General features: G+C 74.4%; 17 protein-coding genes. 8 read left to right on the top strand and 9 right to left on the bottom strand.

The window, feature by feature from the left end; all coding sequences use genetic code 11:
• Window positions 1-22: 22 nt before the first annotated feature.
• The 3 genes from O7609_RS15760 to sucD all read left to right on the top strand — a co-directional run bounded on the left by O7609_RS15760 (window position 23) and on the right by sucD (window position 3497).
• Complete coding sequence (locus tag O7609_RS15760) at window positions 23-1198, top strand: VWA domain-containing protein (RefSeq protein WP_269736338.1); 1176 nt, start codon at window positions 23-25, stop codon at window positions 1196-1198.
• Between the two features lie 200 nt (window positions 1199-1398).
• Window positions 1399-2571, top strand: coding sequence for an ADP-forming succinate--CoA ligase subunit beta (gene sucC, locus O7609_RS15765; protein WP_269743744.1), 1173 nt, complete (start codon window positions 1399-1401; stop codon window positions 2569-2571).
• A 41-nt stretch (window positions 2572-2612) separates the two neighbouring features.
• Window positions 2613-3497 (top strand): succinate--CoA ligase subunit alpha, encoded by an 885-nt coding sequence (sucD, locus tag O7609_RS15770; RefSeq protein WP_269736336.1) that lies wholly within the window; start codon window positions 2613-2615, stop codon window positions 3495-3497.
• An 87-nt stretch (window positions 3498-3584) separates the two neighbouring features.
• Here the strand turns inward: sucD and O7609_RS15775 are convergent, their stop codons facing one another.
• On the bottom strand, window positions 3585-4685 hold the full coding sequence (locus O7609_RS15775) for an RNA polymerase sigma factor (RefSeq protein WP_269736335.1): 1101 nt from the start codon (window positions 4683-4685) through the stop codon (window positions 3585-3587).
• A gap of 116 nt (window positions 4686-4801) precedes the next feature.
• Here O7609_RS15775 and O7609_RS15780 point away from each other — a divergent pair, with 116 nt between their 5' ends.
• Window positions 4802-6391 (top strand): cell division protein PerM, encoded by a 1590-nt coding sequence (locus tag O7609_RS15780; RefSeq protein WP_269744363.1) that lies wholly within the window; start codon window positions 4802-4804, stop codon window positions 6389-6391.
• A 26-nt stretch (window positions 6392-6417) separates the two neighbouring features.
• Here O7609_RS15780 and O7609_RS15785 read toward each other — a convergent pair whose 3' ends face one another.
• Window positions 6418-7245, bottom strand: coding sequence for a hypothetical protein (locus O7609_RS15785; protein WP_269736334.1), 828 nt, complete (start codon window positions 7243-7245; stop codon window positions 6418-6420).
• A gap of 285 nt (window positions 7246-7530) precedes the next feature.
• Here O7609_RS15785 and purN point away from each other — a divergent pair, with 285 nt between their 5' ends.
• Together purN and purH are read left to right on the top strand one after the other, a co-directional pair.
• Entirely contained in the window at window positions 7531-8172 is a 642-nt protein-coding gene (gene purN, locus O7609_RS15790; protein WP_269736333.1) for a phosphoribosylglycinamide formyltransferase, read from the top strand.
• The gene (gene purH, locus O7609_RS15795; protein ID WP_269743745.1) at window positions 8169-9746 is read left to right on the top strand and encodes a bifunctional phosphoribosylaminoimidazolecarboxamide formyltransferase/IMP cyclohydrolase; all 1578 of its coding nucleotides are present in this window, start codon (window positions 8169-8171) and stop codon (window positions 9744-9746) included. Before purN ends, purH begins: the two co-directional genes overlap by 4 nt.
• Window positions 9747-9880: 134 nt before the next feature.
• Here the strand turns inward: purH and O7609_RS15800 are convergent, their stop codons facing one another.
• The 3 genes from O7609_RS15800 to trpS form a co-directional block, all read right to left on the bottom strand.
• A complete protein-coding gene (locus tag O7609_RS15800) occupies window positions 9881-10804 on the bottom strand; it encodes a YihY/virulence factor BrkB family protein (protein ID WP_269743746.1) in 924 nt (307 codons plus the stop codon).
• Window positions 10805-10902: 98 nt separating this feature from the next.
• Complete coding sequence (locus O7609_RS15805; RefSeq protein WP_269743747.1) at window positions 10903-11490, bottom strand: 2'-5' RNA ligase family protein; 588 nt, start codon at window positions 11488-11490, stop codon at window positions 10903-10905.
• Window positions 11491-11593: 103 nt separating this feature from the next.
• Entirely contained in the window at window positions 11594-12607 is a 1014-nt protein-coding gene (gene trpS, locus O7609_RS15810; RefSeq protein WP_269736329.1) for a tryptophan--tRNA ligase, read from the bottom strand.
• 195 nt (window positions 12608-12802) lie between these two features.
• Between trpS and rocD the strand changes: the two genes are divergently transcribed.
• Both rocD and O7609_RS15820 read left to right on the top strand, forming a co-directional pair.
• A complete protein-coding gene (gene rocD, locus O7609_RS15815) occupies window positions 12803-14008 on the top strand; it encodes an ornithine--oxo-acid transaminase (protein ID WP_269736328.1) in 1206 nt (401 codons plus the stop codon).
• 319 nt (window positions 14009-14327) lie between these two features.
• Complete coding sequence (locus O7609_RS15820) at window positions 14328-14954, top strand: LuxR family transcriptional regulator (RefSeq protein ID WP_269743748.1); 627 nt, start codon at window positions 14328-14330, stop codon at window positions 14952-14954.
• Here O7609_RS15820 and rfbB read toward each other — a convergent pair.
• From rfbB to lanKC, 4 genes are read right to left on the bottom strand one after another with little or no spacing between them, the layout of a single operon-like run.
• Window positions 14909-15943: a dTDP-glucose 4,6-dehydratase gene (gene rfbB / locus O7609_RS15825; protein WP_269736326.1), complete on the bottom strand. Its 1035-nt coding sequence runs from the start codon at window positions 15941-15943 to the stop codon at window positions 14909-14911. The two genes, O7609_RS15820 and rfbB, sit on opposite strands and share 46 nt — an antisense overlap.
• Window positions 15940-17007: a glucose-1-phosphate thymidylyltransferase gene (locus O7609_RS15830; protein ID WP_269743749.1), complete on the bottom strand. Its 1068-nt coding sequence runs from the start codon at window positions 17005-17007 to the stop codon at window positions 15940-15942. Before O7609_RS15830 ends, rfbB begins: the two co-directional genes overlap by 4 nt.
• A 43-nt stretch (window positions 17008-17050) precedes the next feature.
• The gene (locus O7609_RS15835) at window positions 17051-18376 is read right to left on the bottom strand and encodes a YcaO-like family protein (RefSeq protein ID WP_269743750.1); all 1326 of its coding nucleotides are present in this window, start codon (window positions 18374-18376) and stop codon (window positions 17051-17053) included.
• Entirely contained in the window at window positions 18373-21033 is a 2661-nt protein-coding gene (lanKC, locus tag O7609_RS15840) for a class III lanthionine synthetase LanKC (RefSeq protein WP_269736323.1), read from the bottom strand. Before lanKC ends, O7609_RS15835 begins: the two co-directional genes overlap by 4 nt.
• Between the last annotated feature and the right edge of the window lie 35 nt (window positions 21034-21068).

The raw sequence follows: 21068 nt of genomic DNA on the forward strand, positions 1-21068 counted from the left end.
GGCGCCTGAGTCGGGCGTTCCGGTGGCCCCGCCGGCTCCGGCGGACGAGCGGCTGCGCCGGTGGCGGCTCGTCCTCGGCGGTGCGGGGGAGGCCGAGGGCACCGGCCACGAGCTGAGCGGCCAGGACGCCGCGATGGACCGCACGCTCGCGGCCGTCTACGGGGCGGGCGGTGGCGCGACGGGCGCCGGTGCCGCGGCGGGCGGTGCCCGTGGCGCGGGGCTGGGCGGCTCGGCGCCGCGGGTCGCCCGCTGGCTCGGCGACATCCGCACGTACTTCCCCAGTTCGGTCGTGCAGGTCATGCAGCGGGACGCGATCGAGCGGCTCGGGCTCGCCGCGATGCTGGTGGAGCCGGAGATGCTGGAGGCCGTCGAGCCCGACGTCCACCTCGTCGGCACCCTGCTCTCGCTGAACCAGGCCCTGCCCGAGACGAGCCGTGAGACGGCCCGGGCCGTCGCGCGGAAGGTCGTAGCCGAGCTGGAGCGCCGGCTCGTCACCCGCACCCGCGCCACGCTGACCGGGGCGCTGGACCGTTCCGCGAGGATCAGCCGCCCCCGCCACCGGGACGTCGACTGGAACGCCACCATCCGCGCCAACCTGCGGAACTACCTGCCGGAGCACCGCACCGTCGTCCCCGAGCGGCTCGTCGGGTACGGGCGGGCCGCCCAGGCCGTGAAGAAGGACGTCATCCTCGCCATCGACCAGTCCGGTTCGATGGCCTCCTCGGTGGTCTACGCGTCCGTGTTCGGCGCCGTGCTGGCCTCGCTGCGGTCCCTGGACACCCGGCTCGTGGTCTTCGACACCTCGGTGGTGGATCTCACGGACGAGCTCGACGACCCGGTGGACGTCCTCTTCGGCACCCAGCTCGGCGGCGGCACGGACATCAACCGGGCGCTGGCCTACTGCCAGACGAAGATCACCCGACCGGGGGAGACGATCCTCGTCCTCATCAGTGACCTGTTCGAGGGAGGCATACGCGACGAGATGCTGCGCCGCGTCGCCGCGATGAAGGCCGCAGGGGTGCAGTGCGTCGCGCTTCTCGCCCTCTCCGACGAGGGGGCGCCCGCGTACGACCGCGCGCACGCGGCGGCGCTGGCGGAGCTGGGCGTGCCCGCGTTCGCCTGCACGCCGGACCACTTCCCGGAGGTCATGGCCGCCGCCATCCGCAAGGACCCGCTCCCGGTGCCGGACCCGGCGTAGCCGCCGGGGGCCTCCCTGGCACACGCGGGCCTTCCGGGCTGTGACCCGTCTCACCGCGCCGGTGTGACGTGCGATTTAGGAAGCGCAAGTGGACACGGCTACCCTGCGAGACGGACATGCCGCGTACCCCGCCCCACGCGGCCACGCGGCACGCCCACGCTGACAACGAACCGCGATAACTGATTAAGGGACGGACGCGCGTGGACCTGTTCGAGTACCAGGCGAGGGACCTCTTCGCCAAGCATGACGTACCGGTGCTGGCCGGTGAAGTCATCGACACGCCTGAGGCGGCGCGCGAGGTGGCCGAGCGACTCGGCGGTCGCGCGGTCGTCAAGGCACAGGTGAAGACCGGTGGCCGCGGCAAGGCCGGTGGCGTCAAGCTGGCCGCCGACCCGGCGGACGCCGTGGAGAAGGCCAACCAGATCCTGGGCATGGACATCAAGGGCCACACGGTCCACAAGGTGATGCTGGCCCAGACCGCGGACATCGTGGAGGAGTACTACGTCTCCTTCCTGCTGGACCGCACCAACCGCACCTTCCTCGCCATGGCCTCCGTCGAGGGCGGCGTGGACATCGAGGAGGTCGCCGCCACCAAGCCCGAGGCCCTGGCCAAGATCCCCGTCGACGCGATCGACGGTGTGAGCGAGGCGAAGGCCCGTGAGATCGCCGAGGCGGCCAAGTTCCCGGCCGAGCTCGTCGACCAGGTCGCGGTCGTGCTCCAGCGGCTGTGGGACGTCTTCATCAAGGAGGACGCCCTCCTCGTCGAGGTGAACCCCCTGGTCAAGACCGCCGACGGCAAGGTCATCGCGCTGGACGGCAAGGTGTCGCTGGACGCCAACGCCGAGTTCCGCCAGCCCGACCACGCCGCCCTGGAGGACAAGGCTGCGGCTAACCCGCTCGAAGCCGCCGCCAAGGCCAAGGGCCTCAACTACGTCAAGCTCGAGGGCCAGGTCGGCATCATCGGCAACGGCGCCGGTCTCGTCATGAGCACCCTCGACGTCGTCGCCTACGCCGGTGAGAAGCACTCCGGCGTCAAGCCGGCCAACTTCCTCGACATCGGTGGCGGTGCCTCCGCCGAGGTCATGGCCAACGGCCTGGAGATCATCCTGGGCGACCCGGACGTCAAGTCCGTCTTCGTCAACGTCTTCGGCGGCATCACCGCCTGCGACGCCGTCGCGAACGGCATCGTCAAGGCCCTGGAGCTGCTCAAGTCCAAGGGCGAGGACGTCACCAAGCCGCTCGTCGTGCGTCTGGACGGCAACAACGCCGAGGTCGGTCGCAAGATCCTGACCGACGCCAACCACCCGCTGGTGGAGCAGGTCGACACCATGGACGGTGCCGCCGACCGCGCCGCCGAGCTGGCCGCGAAGTAATCCGGGCCCCAGGACTCAAAGGACACGAGGACAACCGAACCATGGCTATCTTCCTCACCAAGGAAAGCAAGGTCATCGTCCAGGGGATGACCGGCTCCGAGGGCCAGAAGCACACCAAGCGCATGCTGGCCTCCGGCACCAACATCGTCGGCGGTGTCAACCCGCGCAAGGCGGGCACCAGCGTCGACTTCGACGGGAGCGAGATCCCGGTCTTCGGCACGGTCAAGGAGGCCATGGAGGCCACCGGCGCCGACGTGACCGTCATCTTCGTCCCGGAGAAGTTCACCAAGAGCGCGGTCGTCGAGGCCATCGACGCCGAGATCCCGCTCGCCGTGGTGATCACCGAGGGCATCGCGGTGCACGACACGGCCGCCTTCTGGGCCCACGCCGGCAAGAAGGGCAACAAGACCCGCATCATCGGCCCGAACTGCCCGGGCCTGATCACGCCGGGTCAGTCCAACGCGGGCATCATCCCGGCCGACATCACCAAGCCGGGCCGCATCGGCCTGGTCTCGAAGTCCGGCACGCTGACGTACCAGATGATGTACGAGCTGCGGGACATCGGCTTCTCCACCTGCGTCGGCATCGGCGGTGACCCGATCATCGGCACCACCCACATCGACGCCCTCAAGGCGTTCGAGGCCGACCCGGACACCGACCTCATCGTCATGATCGGTGAGATCGGCGGTGACGCCGAGGAGCGTGCGGCCGACTTCGTCAAGGCCAACGTCTCCAAGCCGGTCGTCGGCTACGTCGCGGGCTTCACCGCGCCCGAGGGCAAGACCATGGGCCACGCCGGCGCCATCGTCTCCGGCTCCTCCGGCACCGCCCAGGCGAAGAAGGAGGCCCTCGAGGCCGCCGGTGTGAAGGTCGGCAAGACCCCGTCGGAGACCGCGCGGCTCGCCCGCGAGATCCTCGGCGGCTGACACGCCGGGCGACGCGTCGCCTGAACGGGTCCGGGCCCGCCCCGCAGAGGGGCGGGCCCGGACCCGTTCGTACGCCCGCCGGACGGGTCATTCCGTGAAGTGCCGCAGGGCGGTCGGCAGGCTCGTGGGCAGCAGTTTGTCGCTCTCGGCCGTCGCCACGCCCACCGAGGTGGCGGTGACGACGAGGGCCGTCAGCACGCAGGCCGCAGCGGTGCGGCCGAAGGTGAGCCGGTCGCTGGACCTGCGGACGTCGCGGGCCGGCGCGCTGTGCACGGGCTGGGCCGCCGCCAGCCGGTGCAGCAGCCGGGAGACGAGCGGTCCGCGCGCCTCGACGTCGGCCGCCGCCAGCTCCGGCAGCCGCGCGGCCAGCGCCTCCCGCGCGTGCCGCAGCCGGCTCGCCGTGGCCGGGGTGCTCGCCTCCGTCTCGGCCGCCGTCTCGGCGAGGCCGAGCCCGACGCCGTCGTGGAGCAGCAGCACCCGGCGGTACACGGTGGGCAGGGAGAGCAGCGCCTCCAGAATCACCCCGTCCTCGGGCAGCCCCGGATAGGCCTCCTCCGCGCCCAGCCTCGGCCGCAGCCAGTGCCAGGGGGAGAGGGCCTGCTCGTGTGCGGCGGCCCGCACCCAGCCGGCCGGATCACGGTCGACGGCGACCTCGGGCCACCGTTCCCAGGCGGTGTGGAAGGCACGCCCGACGGCCCACTCGGCGAGCCTGCGCCGCCCGGTGAGGAGGTACGTCTGCCGGGTGAGGGCGTGGACGTGCCGTTCGTAGAGGGCCTCGAACGCCGCCCGCGCGTCGGAGCCGTGCCCGGAGCCGTGCCCGGCGTCATGCCCGGAGCCGCGCGCCGGGTGAGCATCGGCGTCGGGAGCGGTGTCGCCGGCCGGGGCGTCGGCGGCGGGCGGGGGCTCGGCCGCGGCCCCCGACGTCCCGGGCTCCCCGGACCCGGAGCCCTCGGGCCCCTCCCCCGCGGGTTCCGTCGGCTCGGGTTCCGTCGGCGCGGACTCCTTCGGACCGGGCCCCGGCGGCTCCGGCCTGACCGCCGTGCGGCCGGAGGCGGCCCGGCCGCTCGCGCCCCGCTCGTGGCGCTGCGCGGGCGGCCGTGCCGCCTCCCGCTTGCGGGCGCGGGCCGCCGCCCGGCGGCGCTGCCGTGCCAACTGCTGGGCGGCCCGGTCTCGCTGCGGTGCGCTCATGCGCCCTGCCCACCCTCTGTGACGACGTACATACCGTCATAGTGGGCGACACCACGAACTTTCGCCCGCTACCCGAGCGAAACGGGTGTTGTTGGGAGCATGGCCGCGTGAGCCGAATGACGCAACAGGACGTCGGCCGTGCGGCCGGGCCGGGGGTGGGGCGAGTCCTCGAAGGGGCGCTCGCCGCCGCCTTCGGACTGGTGGCCGTCGCCATGCCGGCGCTGCTTCTGTGGACCCTCTCCCCGTACCCGGACGACGGCCCGTACGGCGCGCTGCGGGTCGCCGCCGCGCTGTGGCTGCTGGCCCACGGCGCGGATCTGGTGCGCGCGGACACGCTCAGCGGCGCCGCGGCACCCCTAGGGGTGACACCCATGCTGCTCACCGCGTTGCCCGTGTTCCTGCTGTACCGCGTGGTCAGGGCCACCGGGGGCGCGGACCGGCGGTCCCTCGGCCTCGTGTGCGCCGGCTACCTGGCCGTCGGCGCCGGGGCCGCGTGGTTCACCCGGGGCGGCTCCCTGTCCGTCGACCCGCTCAGCGCGGCCCTGTACGTGCCGCTGCTCACCCTGGCCACGCTGACCGCCGGCAGCTGGGTGGCGCGGGGGCGGCCGGCGCTGCACCCGCCGGGCTGGACGGGGCTCGCCGGGGGTCCGCACGGCCCGCGCCCCGGTGCCGCGCTGCGGGCCGCGGCGGTGGGCGTCGCGGTGCTGTGCGGGGGCGGGGCCCTGCTCGCCGCCGGGGCCCTGCTCGCGCGCGGCGGTGCGGTCCAGGACGACTTCGCCCGGCTGGCCGACGGCTGGTCGGGGCAGGTCGCGGTGCTGCTGTTGTGCCTCGCCCTGGTGCCCAACGTCGCGGTGTGGGGCGCGGCCTACGGGCTCGGCCCCGGCTTCACGCTCGGCGCGGGCAGTGTGGCGGGCCCGGTGCTGACGACGGCCCCGCCCGGCCTGCCGCCGTTTCCCCTGCTCGCGGCCGTCCCCGGGGAGGGGCACGGCGGCCCGCTGCTCTGGGTGGCGGCCGGTGCGGTGCCGCTCGCGGCGGGCTGGGGGGCGGGATGGTGCGTCGGCCGGGCGGGGGTGCCCGTTCCGGGTACCCGGCACGGCGCCGCGACGGGCCCGGGGACGGCGGCCACCGCGGGGCTGGGCGCCCTCGGCTGCGGGCTCGCGGTCGCGGCCCTCGCGGCCCTCTCCGGGGGGCCGCTGGGCCGGGAGGCCCTGGCCTCCGTCGGCCCGGCGTGGTGGCAGACGGGCGGGGCGGCCCTGGTCTGGACGGGGCTCGTGTCGGTCCCGTCCGCGCTGCTCGTGCGCTGGTGGCGGCTGCGGGACCCGCATCCGCTGCTGGCGGCCGCGCTGCTGTGGCGGCGGTGCGTCACCTGGTGCGCGTCGCTGCGTCCGGCCCCGCCCCAGGAGGCCGGCGGCGAGAGCGAGTGGCATTCGGGGGGCTCGCGGCACAGTCGCTGGGCCGCGTTGAAGGAGGCGTCCGGCGGGCTGATGCCCGACTTCGAGCCCCGCTGGCGGCCGGAGCCGCCGCCCGTTCCGCCCCAGCCGACCTCGCCACCGGCCGCGGGCCCACCGGCCGCGGGCCCACCGGCCGCGCCGCCACCGGCCGCGTCACCACCGGCCACGGCGGCCCCGCTGACATCGCCGCCGAGGACCCGCCCGAAGCTCCCCCTGCGCCCCACGCCGGGCCCCGGCCGTCACCGCCGCACCTGAGTCGGGCCCGGGGGGTCCGCAGTGAGTCAGCGGGTGATGTCGAGGAGGTTGTTGTCGCGGAAGGGCTCCGGGAGGAAGTCCTCGCACTGCTCGCGGGCCGCCGTGGTGAGGGCGTCCTCCACGCAGTCGTAGTAGTCCTTGTTGACGAGCTGGAACGTGTAGGTCCCGGCGACGATGAGGAGGGCCAGCGAGGAGAGGACGACGCCGGGGACGGCGGCCCGGGTCAGGGCACGGCGGCCGGTCTGCTCGTCGTCGGCGGGGGTGCCCGCGGAGCCGTTGAGGTCGGCGACGGCGGTGCGCTGCCCGTCCTCCGCGCGCTTGACGCCGGGGGCGCCGCGCAGGGCGCTGATGCCCCAGTGCAGGCCGAGGGCGCCGAGCAGCAGGCCGAGGGGCAGGAGACCGAAGGCCGCGAGGAAGAGGCCCCACATGCCGGAGAGCAGCGCGTACCGGGCGTGCCGCTGGGCGGGGTCGCGCGGGTCCCAGCGCAGGTCCGGGCGGCCGCCCGGACCCTCGGGGCCGGAGCCCTGGGAGCCGTTGCCGCCCTGGCCGCCGAAGCCGCCGCTCTGACGGCCGGGCTGGCGGCTGCTCCACTGGCTGCCCCACTTGCGGCGGGCGGACTCGTCGTCGCCGTTCCCGTCCTGGCCCTCGGCGCCCGAGTCGGAGCCCGAGCCCGAGCCGGAATCATGGTCGGCGCCCGGGCCCGGGCCGGAGGGCGGGGTCTGCGGGTAGCGGGGACGCCAGGGCTGGTCGGGCGCGCCCTCGGGCGGGGGCGCGAAGGGGTTGTCCTCCTGCTCGGGCCCGCTGGGCTGCCCGGGCCGTCCGGAGTCGCGGAAGGCGCGGCGTCGCTCCGTCATGTGGTGTGTGTCTTCCCCTTCGTCCGTCCGCTGCGCCACCCGTGGGCCAGGCGGAGGTTACGGAACCGTATGCCAGACGCTACCCGCTGCCCGGCCCCCGGTCCCGTGGGGGTGGGGGAGCGGTGCCGGTATCGTTGCTGCCGGTCGGCCGCTTCGTAGGGTTCCCCGGATTCCTCCGCCTCCGTCGTTCGTCCGATCGCACCAAAGTCTTCGTCGGCCCAGAGCGCGGCCGAGACCGTGGACCGAACGAACAGACCGAGAAGTAGACCGAGAAAGAGCCTCGTCGTGGCTGCTGCTGTGTCCCCTGCCCGGCTTGTGGTGCTCGTATCCGGTTCCGGTACGAACCTGCAGGCACTTCTGGACGCCGTGGAGCGGCTCGGACCCGAGGCGTACGGCGCCGAGGTCGTGGCTGTCGGCGCGGACCGCGGCGGCATCGCGGGGCTGGAGCGCGCCGAGCGCGCGGGCCTGCCGACCTTCGTCTGCCGGGTGAAGGACTACGCGACGCGGGCCGAGTGGGACGCGGCGCTGGCCGAGGCGACCGCCGCCTTCGAGCCCGACCTCGTCGTCTCCGCGGGCTTCATGCGCATCGTGGGCCAGGAGTTCCTGGCCCGCTTCGGGGGCCGGTTCGTCAACACGCATCCGGCCCTGCTGCCCAGCTTTCCCGGCGCCCACGGCGTGCGCGACGCGCTCGCGTACGGCGTGAAGGTGACCGGGTGCACGGTCCACTTCGTCGACGACGGCGTCGACACCGGCCCGATCATCGCCCAGGGCGTGGTCGAGGTCCGGGACGAGGACCATGCCGACGACGGTGCCGCTCTGCATGAGCGGATCAAGGAAATCGAGCGACGCCTGCTCGTTGACGTCGTGGGACGCCTCGCCCGCGACGGCTACAGCATTGAGGGACGAAAGGTACGGATTCCGGCATGACCGCCGAAGGTACGAAGCGGCCGATCCGCCGCGCGCTGGTCAGCGTCTACGACAAGACGGGTCTGGAGGAACTGGCACGCGGGCTGCACGCGGCCGGTGTGCAGCTCGTGTCCACCGGTTCGACGGCGGCGCGCATCGCCGACGCCGGGGTGCCGGTCACGAAGGTCGAGGAGCTGACCGGCTTCCCCGAGTGCCTGGGCGGGCGGGTCAAGACGCTGCACCCGCGGGTGCACGCGGGCATCCTGGCCGACCGGCGGCTGGAGAGCCACCGCGAGCAGCTCGCCGAACTGGGTGTGGAGCCCTTCGACCTGGTCGTGGTGAACCTCTACCCCTTCCGCGAGACGGTCGCCTCGGGCGTGTCCGACGACGACTGCGTCGAGAAGATCGACATCGGCGGCCCGTCCATGGTGCGCGCCGCGGCGAAGAACCACCCCTCGGTCGCCGTCGTGGTGAACCCGGAGCGGTACGCGGACGTGCTGAAGGCCGCCGCGGACGGCGGTTTCGAGCTGGCCGAGCGCAAGCGGCTGGCCGCCGAGGCCTTCGCCCACACCGCGTCCTACGACGTCGCCGTGGCGAGCTGGTTCGCCGGTGACTACACCGCCGACGACGAGGCCGAGGGTGAGGGCGAGCGGTTCCCCGTGTTCCTGGGCTCGGCGCACGAGCGCGTCCGCGTGCTGCGCTACGGCGAGAACCCGCACCAGGGCGCCGCGCTGTACGCCGACGGCTCGGGCGGGCTGGCCGCCGCCGAACAGCTCCACGGCAAGGAGATGTCGTACAACAACTACGTGGACACCGAGGCCGCCCGCCGGGCCGCCCACGACCACGCCGAGCCCTGCGTGGCCATCATCAAGCACGCCAACCCGTGCGGCATCGCCGTCGGCGCGGACGTCGCGGAGGCACACCGCAAGGCGCACGCCTGCGACCCGCTGTCGGCCTTCGGCGGCGTCATCGCCGTCAATCGTCCGGTGTCGGTGGCGATGGCCGAGCAGGTCGCGGAGATCTTCACCGAGGTCGTCGTCGCGCCGGAGTACGAGGACGGCGCGGTGGAGGTGCTGACGCGGAAGAAGAACATCCGCGTGCTGCGCTGCCCGGCCGCCCCGGCCGCCCGCACCGAGCTGCGGCCGATCGAGGGCGGCGCGCTGCTGCAGGTCAAGGACCGGCTCCAGGCGGACGGCGACGACCCGGCGGGCTGGACGCTGGCCACCGGTGAGGCGCTGGGCGAGGCGGAGCTGGCCGAGCTGGCCTTCGCCTGGCGGGCCTGCCGCGCGGTGAAGTCGAACGCGATCCTGCTGGCCAGGGACGGCGCCACGGTCGGCGTCGGCATGGGCCAGGTCAACCGGGTGGACTCGGCCCGGCTCGCCGTCCAGCGGGCGGGCGAGGAGCGGGCGGCCGGTTCCTACGCGGCCTCCGACGCCTTCTTCCCGTTCCCCGACGGGCTGGAGGTGCTGACGGCCGCCGGCGTCAGGGCCGTCGTCCAGCCGGGCGGCTCCGTGCGGGACGAGGCGGTCATCGAGGCGGCCCGGGCGGCCGGGGTGACGATGTACCTCACCGGCACCCGCCACTTCTTCCACTGAGACGCGTCCGGCGGCTTCGGCCGGCCGGTCACCGAGGCGCGCCGCCGAGGGCCCGCAGCCGTCAGGCCGCGGGCCCTCGGCCGTCTCCGGGGGCCTGACGGGCCCGGAGGCCCGGAGCGGCGCGGGTGCGCGCGTCAGGCCGTCCGGTCCTCGGCCGGTGCCGCCCGGCTCTCCTCGCCGTCCTCGCCCGGTTCCGCGGCCCCGTCGTCGCCGTCGCCGTCCGCGGCCGTCCAGGCGGCGCAGAACAGCAGCAGCTTGGCCATCAGGTTGATCCAGATCAGCAGGGCGACCGGCATGCCGAAGGTGCCGTACATGTTCTTGGCCGCCACGCCCTTCAGATAGCCGCCGAGCAGCAGCTTGAGCAGCTCGAAACCGACGGCGCCCAAGAGGGCGGCGGTGACCAGCGGGCGGCGGGCCGGGCGCACGCCCGGGACGCGGGTCAGCAGGTAGCAGAGCAGCAGGAAGTCGACGCCGATCGCCGCGAGCACGGGGACGGTGCGCAGCAGCCAGCCCACCGGCCCGCCACGGTCGACGTCGAGCGCGTCCGCCGCCCAGTCGACGGCCCCGACGGCGAACGCGGAGCCCGCCAGCGACAGCACGACGACGCCGCCCAGCCCGGCGAGCATGGCCAGGTCCTTCAGCTTCGCGTGGACGAAGTTGACCTCCTCGTCCGGCAGCAGCCAGACCTCGCGCAGGCACTCGCGCAGCGACCCCACCCAGCCGAGCCCGGTGAACAGCAGCAGGACGCCGGCGACGAGGCCGACGGCTGCGGCGTTGTCGACGAAGGACTGGATGCCGATCTGGTCCGAGATGCCGGGCACCTGGTCGGCCAGCCAGTCCTGGGCGGTGTCGATCTGCTCCTGGCTGAGGAACGCGGCGGCGATCGCGGCCCCGAGGGCGATCATCGGGAACAGGGCCAGGAAGCTGATGAAGGTGATCGCGGCGGCGAGCCGCGTCCAGTGCGTCGTCTCCAGGCGCTCGTAGGTGTTCCACAGGTGGGTGCGCATCAGCCGCTGGACGAGGGGACCGATGACGGGCAGTCGGGTCAGCCAATCCATCAACCCGTTGTACCCCGGGAACGTTTTTCCGCACCCCCCGACAGGCGGGGCGGGGACAGGGCGGGAACCCGGCCGCGCACAGGGCGGCGGCCCCTGCGCTAGGGCGCCGGGGCCGCCGGACGTGACATCCCCTGCTGTGGGACGGAGGGCAGGGGCGGTCTGCCGGGGAAGCGGAACTCCCGGATCAGCCGCCACACGCCGTCGTCCACGCCCCGCTCGTAGAGCGCGAAGCCGGTGATCAGCCAGGCGGCCTCGAAGTCGGCGAGCTCCTCCTGCGCGCGGTCCATGGCGGCCTCGTCGATGCCGTGCGCGATGGTCACGTGCGGGTGGTACGGGAAGTTCAGCTCGCGGGCGAGCGGCCCCTCGGGGGCGCGAACCCGCTCCTGGAGGCCCGCGCAGGACGCCGCGCCCTCGGTCAGCCGCACGAAGACGACGGGGGAGAGGGGACGGAAGGTGTCCGTGCCGGACAGCTTCAGCGGAAAGGGCTGCCCGGCGGCGGCGACGGAGGCGAGGTGACCCTCGATGACCGGTCGGTCGGCCGCCTCGACCTCCGTGGGTGGCAGCAGGGTGATGTGCGTGGGGATGCTGTGGGCCGCGTGGTCTCCGAAGCCGGCGCGCTGCTGCTGGAGCATGCTGCCGTACGGCTCCGGGACCGCGATCGACACGCCGACCGTGACGGTCCCCACGTCGTCTCCCTCCTGCTGTCGCCGTGGCCCGGCGCCCTGCGGCCCGCTGTCCGGTTTCAGGGCTTCCGCGCCATTCGGGTATTGCGTCGTTCTTCTGGGCTTCTCAGTGCTTCGCGGGCAGGAAGCCCACTTTGTCATAAGCCGCGGCGAGCGTCTCCGCGGCGACGGCCCGGGCCTTCTCGGCTCCCTTGGCCAGGAGCGAGTCCAGCGTCTCGGGGTCGCCCAGGTATTCCTGCGTCCGGTCGCGGAACGGCGTCACCCAGTCCGTGACGATCTCGGCGAGCTCGGTCTTCAGGGCGCCGTATCCCTTGCCCTCGAACCGCTGCTCCAGTTCGGCGACGGGGGTGGTGGTGAGCGTCGAGTAGATGCTGAGCAGGTTGCTGACGCCCGGCTTGTTCTCCGGGTCGTAGCGGATCTCGGTGCCGGTGTCCGTCACGGCGCTCCTGATCTTCTTCGCGGTGACCTTGGGCTCGTCGAGCAGCGAGATGATGCCCTTCGGCGAGGACGCCGACTTGCTCATCTTGACCGACGGGTCCTGGAGGTCGTAGATCTTCGCCGTCTCCTTGAGGATGTACGGGGCGGGGACGGTGAACGTCCGGCCGAAGCGCCCGTTGAACCGCTCGGCCAGGTCGCGCGTCAGCTCGATGTGCTGGCGCTGGTCCTCGCCGACGGGCACCTGGTCGGCCTGGTAGAGCAGGATGTCGGCGACCTGGAGGACCGGGTACGTGAACAGGCCGACCGTCGTGCCCTCGGCGCCCTGCTTGGCGGACTTGTCCTTGAACTGCGTCATCCGGGAGGCCTCGCCGAAGCCGGTGAGGCAGTTCATGACCCAGCCGAGCTGCGCGTGCTCGGGGACGTGGCTCTGGACGAAGAGGGTGCAGCGGTCCGGGTCGAGGCCGGCGGCCAGGAGCTGGGCGGCGGCGAGCCGGGTCGAGGCCCGCAGGTCCTTCGGGTCCTGCGGCACGGTGATCGCGTGCAGGTCGACGACCATGTAGAAGGCGTCGTGGGTCTCCTGCAGGGCCACCCACTGACGGACGGCACCCAGGTAGTTGCCGAGGTGGAAGGACCCGGCGGTGGGCTGGATACCGGACAGCGCGCGCGGACGATCGATAGCCATGCGGGCCATTCTCGCAGAGCGCGGGGCCTGATCGCGGAGTTCCCCCGTCCGGAAACGGGCGGGCTACGCGGACTCCGCGCGCGGTGGACGGACGGAGGTCGGTTCGGCAAAGAACGGGCGGAAATCCTTCGGGCGGCGATAGAAATGGCTGTGTCCGGCCCACCCGGCCGGACGTACCGACGAACGGAGCGTGCGATGCCCACTTCACCCGAGTTGATCGCCACCGCCGACGCCCACAGCGCGCACAACTACCACCCCCTGCCCGTCGTCGTCGCCTCCGCCGAGGGCGCCTGGATGACCGACGTCGAGGGCCGCCGGTACCTCGACATGCTGGCCGGGTACTCGGCCCTCAACTTCGGTCACGGCAACCCCCGGCTGATCGCCGCCGCCCGGGCCCAGCTCGACCGGCTCACCCTCACCTCCCGCGCCTTCCACCACGACCGCTTCGCCGACTTCTGCGTGCAGCTCGCCGAGCTGTGCGGCATGGAGGCGGTGCTGCCCATGAACACCGGGGCCGAGGCCGTCGAGACGGCGGTGAAGACCGCCCGCAAGTGGGGCTACCGGATCAAGGGCGTGCCGGACGGCCAGGCCAAGATCGTCGTCGCGGCGGACAACTTCCACGGCCGCACGACGACGATCGTCAGCTTCTCCACCGACCCCGAGGCGCGGGCCGACTACGGCCCCTACACACCCGGCTTCGAGATCGTCCCCTACGGCGACCTGGCCGCCCTGGAGGCGGCGGTGGACGACGACACCGTCGCCGTCCTGCTGGAGCCCATCCAGGGCGAGGCCGGGGTGCTGGTGCCGCCGCCGGGCTACCTGGCCGGGGCGCGTGAGCTGACCCGGGCGCGGAACGTGCTGTTCATCCTGGACGAGATCCAGTCGGGCCTGGGCCGCACCGGGCGGACCTTCGCCGCCGAGCACGAGGACGTCGTGCCGGACATGTACGTCCTGGGCAAGGCCCTGGGCGGCGGCGTGGTGCCGGTGTCGGCCGTCGTCTCGTCCCGCGAGGTGCTCGGCGTCTTCCGGCCCGGCGAGCACGGCTCGACCTTCGGCGGCAATCCCCTGGCCTGCGCGGTGGCCCTGGAGGTGCTGGCGATGCTGCGCACCGGCGAGTTCCAGGAGCGGGCGGCGGAGCTGGGCGAGCACCTCCACCAGGAGCTGGCCGCGCTGACGGCCGACGGGAAGGTCACCGGCGTCCGCGGCCGGGGGCTGTGGGCCGGGGTGGACATCGACCCGGCGCTCGGCACCGGCCGGGAGATCTCCGAGCGGCTGATGGCCGAGGGCGTGCTCGTGAAGGACACGCACGGCTCCACGATCAGGATCGCGCCGCCGCTGACCATCAGCAAGGACGACCTGGACTGGGGCCTGGGCCGGCTCCGCGAGGTCCTCGCCGGCTGAGCCCGCCCGCCGGGGGCCGCGCCCGTGAGCGGCCCCCGGGCCCTGCGCGCCCCGGCCCGCGCGCGTGCGTCGTGGCCGTTCGCGCCGTTCCCCGCGTCCCTTCCGGGGCGTCCCGGCCACCCGGGCCCGCAGGGCGGGCGCGGGGGGCCGGTCGGCGGTTGGTTACCCGCCGGTCGGCGGGGAAAGCCGGGCGATGGGCGGATTGCGCCCCCCGGCCGCATCTGCCAGCGTTCCATCGTGGTGTCGACGGCGGCCAGGCCGTCGGCCCCGGGTGCCGTCGCGGCGGCACTCCGCACAGCACGGGGGAAGAGCAGGAACGGTGACAGTTCAACGCACGACAGCGATCACCACGATCGGCCTCGCCATCGACAGCGGACCGGTGCGGCGCAGGCTCCAGCGGTTGTTCACCGGAGTGGGGTGGCGCACGCTGGAGTCCCCGGCTCCCGGGGACGTACCGCGGTGCGACGTCCTCGTGACGGACCTGCACCGGCTGGAGGACGTCCGCACGGCCCTCCCCACGCTCGCCCTCGTCTCCGGCACGGGGGCCGTCGGGCTGGGGGCGATCTCCGCCGACCTGCGGGCCATCGTCGACCGCGACGACCTCGACGGCGCGTTCCTCACCGCCGTGCAGGAGATTCTGGCCGGCCACGGCTGGGTCTCGCCCACCCTCATCCCGCCGCTGCTGCGCCACCTGCACCGCCCCTGGCCGCCCGCCGGGAGCGGCGCCGACGCCGCGCCGGTGCGGCTTGCGGGGCTCACGGCGCGGGAGAACGAGGTCGTGGCGCTGGTGGCCCGCGGCATGAGCAACGGCGAGATCGCCGCCGAGCTGCACGTGGCGGAGAGCACCGTGAAGTTCCACATGTCCAACATCCTCCAGAAGACGGGCCTGCGGGACCGCAGTCAGCTCGCGGCGCGGCTGCCCGGTCCGCTCGCCTGGTCCGCCTGACCCGCCCCGTCGTCGTCCGGCCCGCGGCCGCGCCACCACTCCGGGTTGTCCCGGTACCAGGCGACGGTCGCGGCCAGGCCGTCGGCGAACTCGCGCCGGGGCCGGTAGCCGAGCTCCTCGCGGGCCCGGGTCCAGTCGACCGCGTAGCGCAGGTCGTGGCCCTTGCGGTCGGGGACGTGGCGCACCCGGCTCCAGTCCGCCCCGCACGCCTCCAGCAGCAGGCCGGTGAGGCGGCGGTTGGTCAGCTCGGTGCCGCCGCCGAGGTGGTAGACGCGCCCCGCCCGGCCCCGGCGCCGGACGAGTTCGACGCCGTAACAGTGGTCGTCGACGTGCAGCCAGTCGCGGCTGTTGCGCCCGTCCCCGTACAGCGGCACGGTGCGGCCGTCGAGCAGGTTGGTGACGAAGCGCGGGATGACCTTCTCCGGGTGCTGGTACGGCCCGTAGTTGTTGGAGCAGCGGCTGACGCGCACGTCCAGCCCGTGGGTGCGGTGGTAGGACAGGGCCAGCAGGTCGGCCGAGGCCTTGGACGCCGCGTAGGGCGAGGACGGCGCGAGCGGCTGGTCCTCGGCCCAGGAGCCGGTGGCGATGGAGCCGTAGACCTCGTCGGTGGACACCTGGACGAAGAGCTCCGCCCGGTGCCTCAGGGCCGCGTCCAGCAGGGTGTGGGTACCCAGGACGTTGGTGCGCACGAAGGCGTCGGCGCCCGCGATGGACCGGTCGACGTGGGACTCCGCGGCGAAGTGCACGACCTGCGGGTGTCCGGCGAGCAGGGCGTCGACGAGCGCGGTGTCGCAGACGTCTCCGCGCACGAAGGTGAAGCGGGGGTCGTTCCGGACGGCGTCGAGGTTGCGGAGGTCGCCGGCGTAGGTGAGCTTGTCGAGCACGGTGACGGCGAGCGGCGCCGCGGGGTCGGCCAGCAGGGCGCGTACGTACGCCGAGCCGATGAACCCGGCGCCGCCGGTGACGAGGAGACGCTGGGGGCGGGTCATGCGCGGATCTCCACGGTGCTGTGGTCGCCGATGACGAGGCGGTGGGCGGCGGGCGCGGCCGGTGCGGGGGTGACGACGGCCTCCCGGCCGATCATCGAACCCGCGACGCGGCGGACGCCGTCGATGCGGGCGCCCTCCAGGACGATGGAGTCCGCGATCTCGCTGTCGGCGATGTGGACGCCCCGTGCGATGGAGCTGTGCGGCCCGATCCGGGAGCGGGTGACGACGGCGCCGGCGGCGATGGCGGCCGGGCCGACCACGCGGGAGCCGATGACGCGGGCGCCCGGCTCCAGCACGACGGGCCCGACGAGCTCGGACCCGGCGTCCACGAAGCCTTCGACGCGATGGGCGGTTCTGTCCAGCACGGAGCGGTTGACCTCCAGGATGTCCGCCACGTTCCCGGTGTCCTTCCAGTATCCGGTGATGCGGGTGGAGCGGACGTCGTGCCCGCTGTCCACGAGCCACTGGAGGGCGTCGGTGATCTCCAGCTCGCCGCGCGCCGAGGGCCGGATGGCGCGGACGGCGGCGTGCACGGCCGGGGTGAAGAGGTAGATGCCCACGAGCGCCAGGTCCGTCCTGGGGACGCGTGGCTTCTCCTCCAGGGCGAGCACCCGCCCCCGGCCGTCCGTCTCGACCACGCCGAAGGCGCTCGGGTCGGGGACGCGGGTCAGCAGGATGCGGGCGTCGGGGCGCTCGGCACGGAAGTCCTCGACGAGCGGGGTGATGCCGCCGAGCACGAAGTTGTCGCCGAGGAACATGACGAAGTCCTCGTCGCCGAGCCAGTCCCGGGCGATGAGCACCGCGTGGGCGAGGCCGAGGGGCGCCTCCTGCGGGATGTAGGTGACGTCGAGGCCGAAGGCGGAGCCGTCGCCGACGGCCGCCCGGATCTCGGGGGCCGAGTCGCCCACGATGACGCCGACCTCGGTGATGCCCGCCTCCGCGATGGACTCCAGGCCGTAGTAGAGCACCGGCTTGTTGGCCACGGGCACGAGCTGCTTGGCCGAGGTGTGGGTGAGCGGACGCAGCCGGGTGCCCTTGCCTCCGGCCAGAACGAGGGCCTTCACGCGGGGTACTCCTCTCGGGCGTGCTGCCGGTGCCGGGCGGCGGTCATGGCAGCGGGTGGGGTCGCCAGGCGAACCGGGACGCGGCCAGCGTGCCGAGGCCGGTGCGTGCCGGGGCCGTCGTCAGCCGCCGGGCGTGCCAGGTGAACGGGTGGTCCTCGCGGAGCCGCAGCGCCTGGTACCCGGCGGGCACGACCTTGACGGCGCACCAGCCCATCCTCCGCAGCGGCCGGGGCAGGCGGTACGTCAGGTCGACGAGAAGCGGGTCGGCGCCGTCGGCGACCAGCAGCCTCACCAGCTCGTCCGCGGACACCGGCGGCGCGGTGCGGGGCGGCCGCTCTGCGGCGAAGGAGTCCACCCACTCGCGCACCCGGGCGTGCCCCTGGGCGGAGGCGACGTAGCGCAGCCGGTCGTCGTCGTCCCGGATGGGCCGGCCGGTGACGTCCTCGGCGCGCTGCTCCTCGGACCAGGAGTTCAGTACCACCGAGCGCACCTGGAGGGCCTCCTGCAGCGCGCCCAGCATGCTCCAGGCCGCCTGGTCGTCGTCGGCGGTCGCGTTGCAGCCGACCGTGGCCAGTGGCACCGGGCGCCGCTCGTCCAGTACGATCCCGACCGTGCAGACGACGCCGGGCAGCCCGGTCGGCAGCTCGGCCAGGACGGGCGTCAGCCCGGCGCGCTCCACCTTGCCCCACAGCGCCCGCAGCTCGCGCATCCGCGCCCCGGCCCGGGCACCCGCCGTGCCGGGGCGTGCCGTGCCGGAGGCGGCCGGGCCCGGGGGCCGGAGGCGGTGGGGGCGCAGCCGGGCCTCCCACGCGGTGAGGAAAGCGTCCCGCTCGACGATCTCCAGCAGCGCGGCGCGCAGGGCGTCCCCGGGGCCGGCTCCGGAGGCGGCCCCGGAGGGGGTGGGGTCGAAGTGCGCGGCCTGGGGCGAGGGGTCGGGGTAGTCCACGAGCGGGGCGGGGACACAGACGTCCACGCCGTCGCGCAGCCGCCGGGCCGGGTACCAGGTGAGGGGCAGGGAGCGGGCCTCCGGAGCGCCGAGCGCGAGCCCGGGGTCGGCGAAGTCCGGTGCGCGGGTGCCCAGGTCCGCGGCGGTGGCCGCGGTCACCGTGCCGGGCGGCGGGCCGCCCTCGGGGAACAGGGCGTACCGCTCCACGGCTTCGCCGACGCCCCGCACGAGGGTGTTGCTCCGGGAGTGGCCGTAGGCGCCGACGACCCGGGGGGTCAGGGTGTGCCCGGCGTGCTCGGCGGCCGTGGAGCGGAGCCGGACCAGGAAGCGCCAGAGCAGGTCGTCGGGGGGTGCGGGCGGGAGCGCCTCGCTGTGTTCGGCGAGTCCGCCCGCGGGGTCGAGGGTGGCGCGGAAGTCGATCACGCGACGTCTCCGGGGGAGCCGGTGCCGTCCGGGCGGGGGGCGGTGCCGTCGGGCCCGGACGCGGGGGAGGCCGGGCGGGGCGTGGGGGAGGCCGGGCGGGGCGTGGGGGAGAAGAAGGGCAGCGAGGCGGGGGTGCCGGAGAGCACCGCGCCGAGGGCCAGCAGGACGCCCGCGCCGCCGGTGGCGAGGTCGGTGGAGATGCGCAGGGAGTCGTGCCCGAGGACGCCGACGCGCTCGGGTCCGGCGGCGTCCCCGTCCGGGGCGAGCGGGACGATCTGGAGCGCGTGGTCCCGGACGTGCCGCAGGGCGCCCGGAGCGGGGGCGTCCGCCGACGGCCCGGTGAGGTGGTGGAGGGCCAGCAGGGTGCCGGAGCGGCCGTGGAACAGCCCGGCCTGGGGCAGGTACTGGCGGGCGGCGCTCTCGGCGACGGCGTCGCGGGCGCGGGCCAGCCCGGCGTCGGGGCGGTGCCGCAGGAGATCGTGCAGCACCATGCCGGTGCCGGCGCAGCCCATGCCGAGCAGCGGCATGCGGCCCGGGGCGTCGGCGGGGAACTCCTCGCCCGTCCAGCCCAGGGCCGCGAGGTCGGCGCGGGCGGCCGTCACGGCGTCGTCGAGCAGGGCGGGGTCGTCCGTCTCCTCGTAGAGCCGCAGCAGGAACAGCGCGCTGCCCGAGGGCCCGCGCAGCAGCCCGAAGCGGGAGAGGTCGCCGGGCGCGCCGGGGGCGGTGTCGCGGACGCGGTCGGCCAGCCGCCGGGCGCGGGCGAGCAGGAGGTCGTCGCCGGTGCGGCGGGCGAAGTGCACGAGGGTGAGGCCGATGCCGGACAGCCCGCCCATCAGGGAGGCGTCCAGCCCCTCGGCGGCGTCGCCGTCCAGGCGGGGGAGCAGCTCGGCGGCCTCCCGCGGCCGGCCGAGCCGGTCGAGGGCGTAGGCGATGCCGGCGAGGCCGTGGAAGAAGTCCGGCCGGGGTTCGGACAGGGCGCGCGTGTCCCGCACGAGCCGGTCGACGTGCTGTTCGGGCACGGGGACGCCGGACTCGGCCAGCGCCCACAGCACGCCGGCGGTGCCGTGCGCGAACGCGGTGGTGCCCTCGGGGGTGAGGAACTGGTCGGGGTCGCCGGGGAAGAGCCGGTCGTCCCGCCCGGTCTCGGCGCATTCCAGGACGCCCTGGCCGAGCGCCTCGGCCAGTTCCGGCCAGGCGGCCCGCATCTCGGCGGCTTCGCCGGCGGGCCACGGGGTGGGCGTCCCGCGTTCCGTCAGCCCGAGGTCGGCGCGCACCCGGTGGGCGAAGTCCTCGGGCACCGGGAAGCGGGCGGTGACGGCGGCGATGAGGTCCTCCGTCTTCCGCGGCCCCCACGGCAGCAGGCTCGTCAGGGCGTTGAAGACGGCGAGGCGCAGGCAACCGAGGGCGTAGCGGTCGATGGCGAAGCCGGTGACGCCGTCGGGGGCGGTGAACCCGGCGGCGCCCATCGTCTGCCGCTCGGCCTCCTCGACGGGGGCGGCGGCCTCGAAGTCGATGAAGCCGACGGTGCCGTCGGGGCGGACGAGGATGTTGGAGGGGTGCAGGTCGCCGAAGACGATGCCGCGGGCGTGGAGGCTGTCCACGCCGCGCTCGACGCCGTCGAGGACGCCGAGGGCCCAGTCGGCGTAGGCGGCGAAGTCCCGCGGGTCCTCACTGCCGCGGGCCAGCGGGTTGCGCTGGATCATCTCCCGGCCCAGCGGCTCGCCCTCAATGAACTCCCTCACCAGGAACCAGTGTTCGCGGCCCTTGCGGAAGTCGTACAGCGCGGGCACGACCTCGGTGCCGGCGAGCTTCTCCAGTGCCAGGCGCTCCCGCTCCTGCCGGTACACGGCGTCCCTGCCGTCGACGAGTCCGGCGTGCGGCCGGGCCTCGCGCAGCAGTACGGGCGTCCCGGTGCGGGTGTCCTCGCCCCGGTAGACGCCGCCGCCGTTGGAGAAGTGCAGGGCGCCGGTGACGCGGTAGGGGAAGTCGCGCAGGGTGCCGGCGTTGCGGGCGGCGAGGGCCTCGGTGAGGCAGTCGGGGACCGGCGCCCACGGGGGCGGCCGGAAGCCGGGGCCGCGGTGGTCGGGCACGAGGTTGCCGTCCGGGTCCTCGACGCAGTGCACCGGGGTGCCGGAGGGGCCGCGCACGGTGCGCAGCACGAAGCCGCCGTACCGCACGTACAGGGGGCCCGAGCGCCAGCGCAGGTCGCTGAGGATGTAGGGCCCCTCCCGGCCGTCGAGCAGCTCGCCGAGCTCGTGCAGCACCCGCTCCAGGCGGGCCTCGTCGGCCGGGTAGACGGTGATGAACTTGCCGCTCGCGCTGCGGTCGCCGTACTTGCCGTTGCGCTGCTCCAGAACGGCCAGGCAGCGGATGAACTTGAAGGTGAGGCCGTGTTCGAGGCAGTAGGCGGAGGCGATGCCGAGGATCTCCTCGGCGTTCTCCAGCGTCGCGGACACATGGATCTTCCAGCCCTGCGGCGGCAGTTCGACGTCCGGCGGGTTGACGCCGATCCACTCGGCGTCCCGCTGCCTGCTCCAGCCCGCGGGCAGGCCGGCGTCGGCGAGGGCGAAGTTGCCCTCGTCCGGGCTGATGCGGGCGGGCACGTCGAAGAAGGGGCTGCCGGGCGGGCAGAAGTGCAGGTGGCGGCCGAGGTCCATGTGCGGTTTCCCTGGGTGTGGCGTGCGGGTCGGTG

Origin of the sequence: Streptomyces sp. WMMC1477 (genome assembly GCF_027460245.1) — a bacterium.
GTDB lineage: Bacteria > Actinomycetota > Actinomycetes > Streptomycetales > Streptomycetaceae > Streptomyces.

What these genes read in the sequence shown, in the direction of transcription:
- sucD (WP_269736336.1), top strand. Translation starts at nt 2,613, where the DNA reads ATGGCTATCTTCCTCACCAAGGAAAGCAAGGTCATCGTCCAGGGGATG.
- O7609_RS15775 (WP_269736335.1), bottom strand. Translation starts at nt 4,685, where the DNA reads ATGAGCGCACCGCAGCGAGACCGGGCCGCCCAGCAGTTGGCACGGCAG.
- O7609_RS15780 (WP_269744363.1), top strand. Translation starts at nt 4,802, where the DNA reads ATGACGCAACAGGACGTCGGCCGTGCGGCCGGGCCGGGGGTGGGGCGA.
- O7609_RS15785 (WP_269736334.1), bottom strand. Translation starts at nt 7,245, where the DNA reads ATGACGGAGCGACGCCGCGCCTTCCGCGACTCCGGACGGCCCGGGCAG.
- purH (WP_269743745.1), top strand. Translation starts at nt 8,169, where the DNA reads ATGACCGCCGAAGGTACGAAGCGGCCGATCCGCCGCGCGCTGGTCAGC.
- O7609_RS15800 (WP_269743746.1), bottom strand. Translation starts at nt 10,804, where the DNA reads ATGGATTGGCTGACCCGACTGCCCGTCATCGGTCCCCTCGTCCAGCGG.
- trpS (WP_269736329.1), bottom strand. Translation starts at nt 12,607, where the DNA reads ATGGCTATCGATCGTCCGCGCGCGCTGTCCGGTATCCAGCCCACCGCC.
- rocD (WP_269736328.1), top strand. Translation starts at nt 12,803, where the DNA reads ATGCCCACTTCACCCGAGTTGATCGCCACCGCCGACGCCCACAGCGCG.
- rfbB (WP_269736326.1), bottom strand. Translation starts at nt 15,943, where the DNA reads ATGACCCGCCCCCAGCGTCTCCTCGTCACCGGCGGCGCCGGGTTCATC.
- lanKC (WP_269736323.1), bottom strand. Translation starts at nt 21,033, where the DNA reads ATGGACCTCGGCCGCCACCTGCACTTCTGCCCGCCCGGCAGCCCCTTC.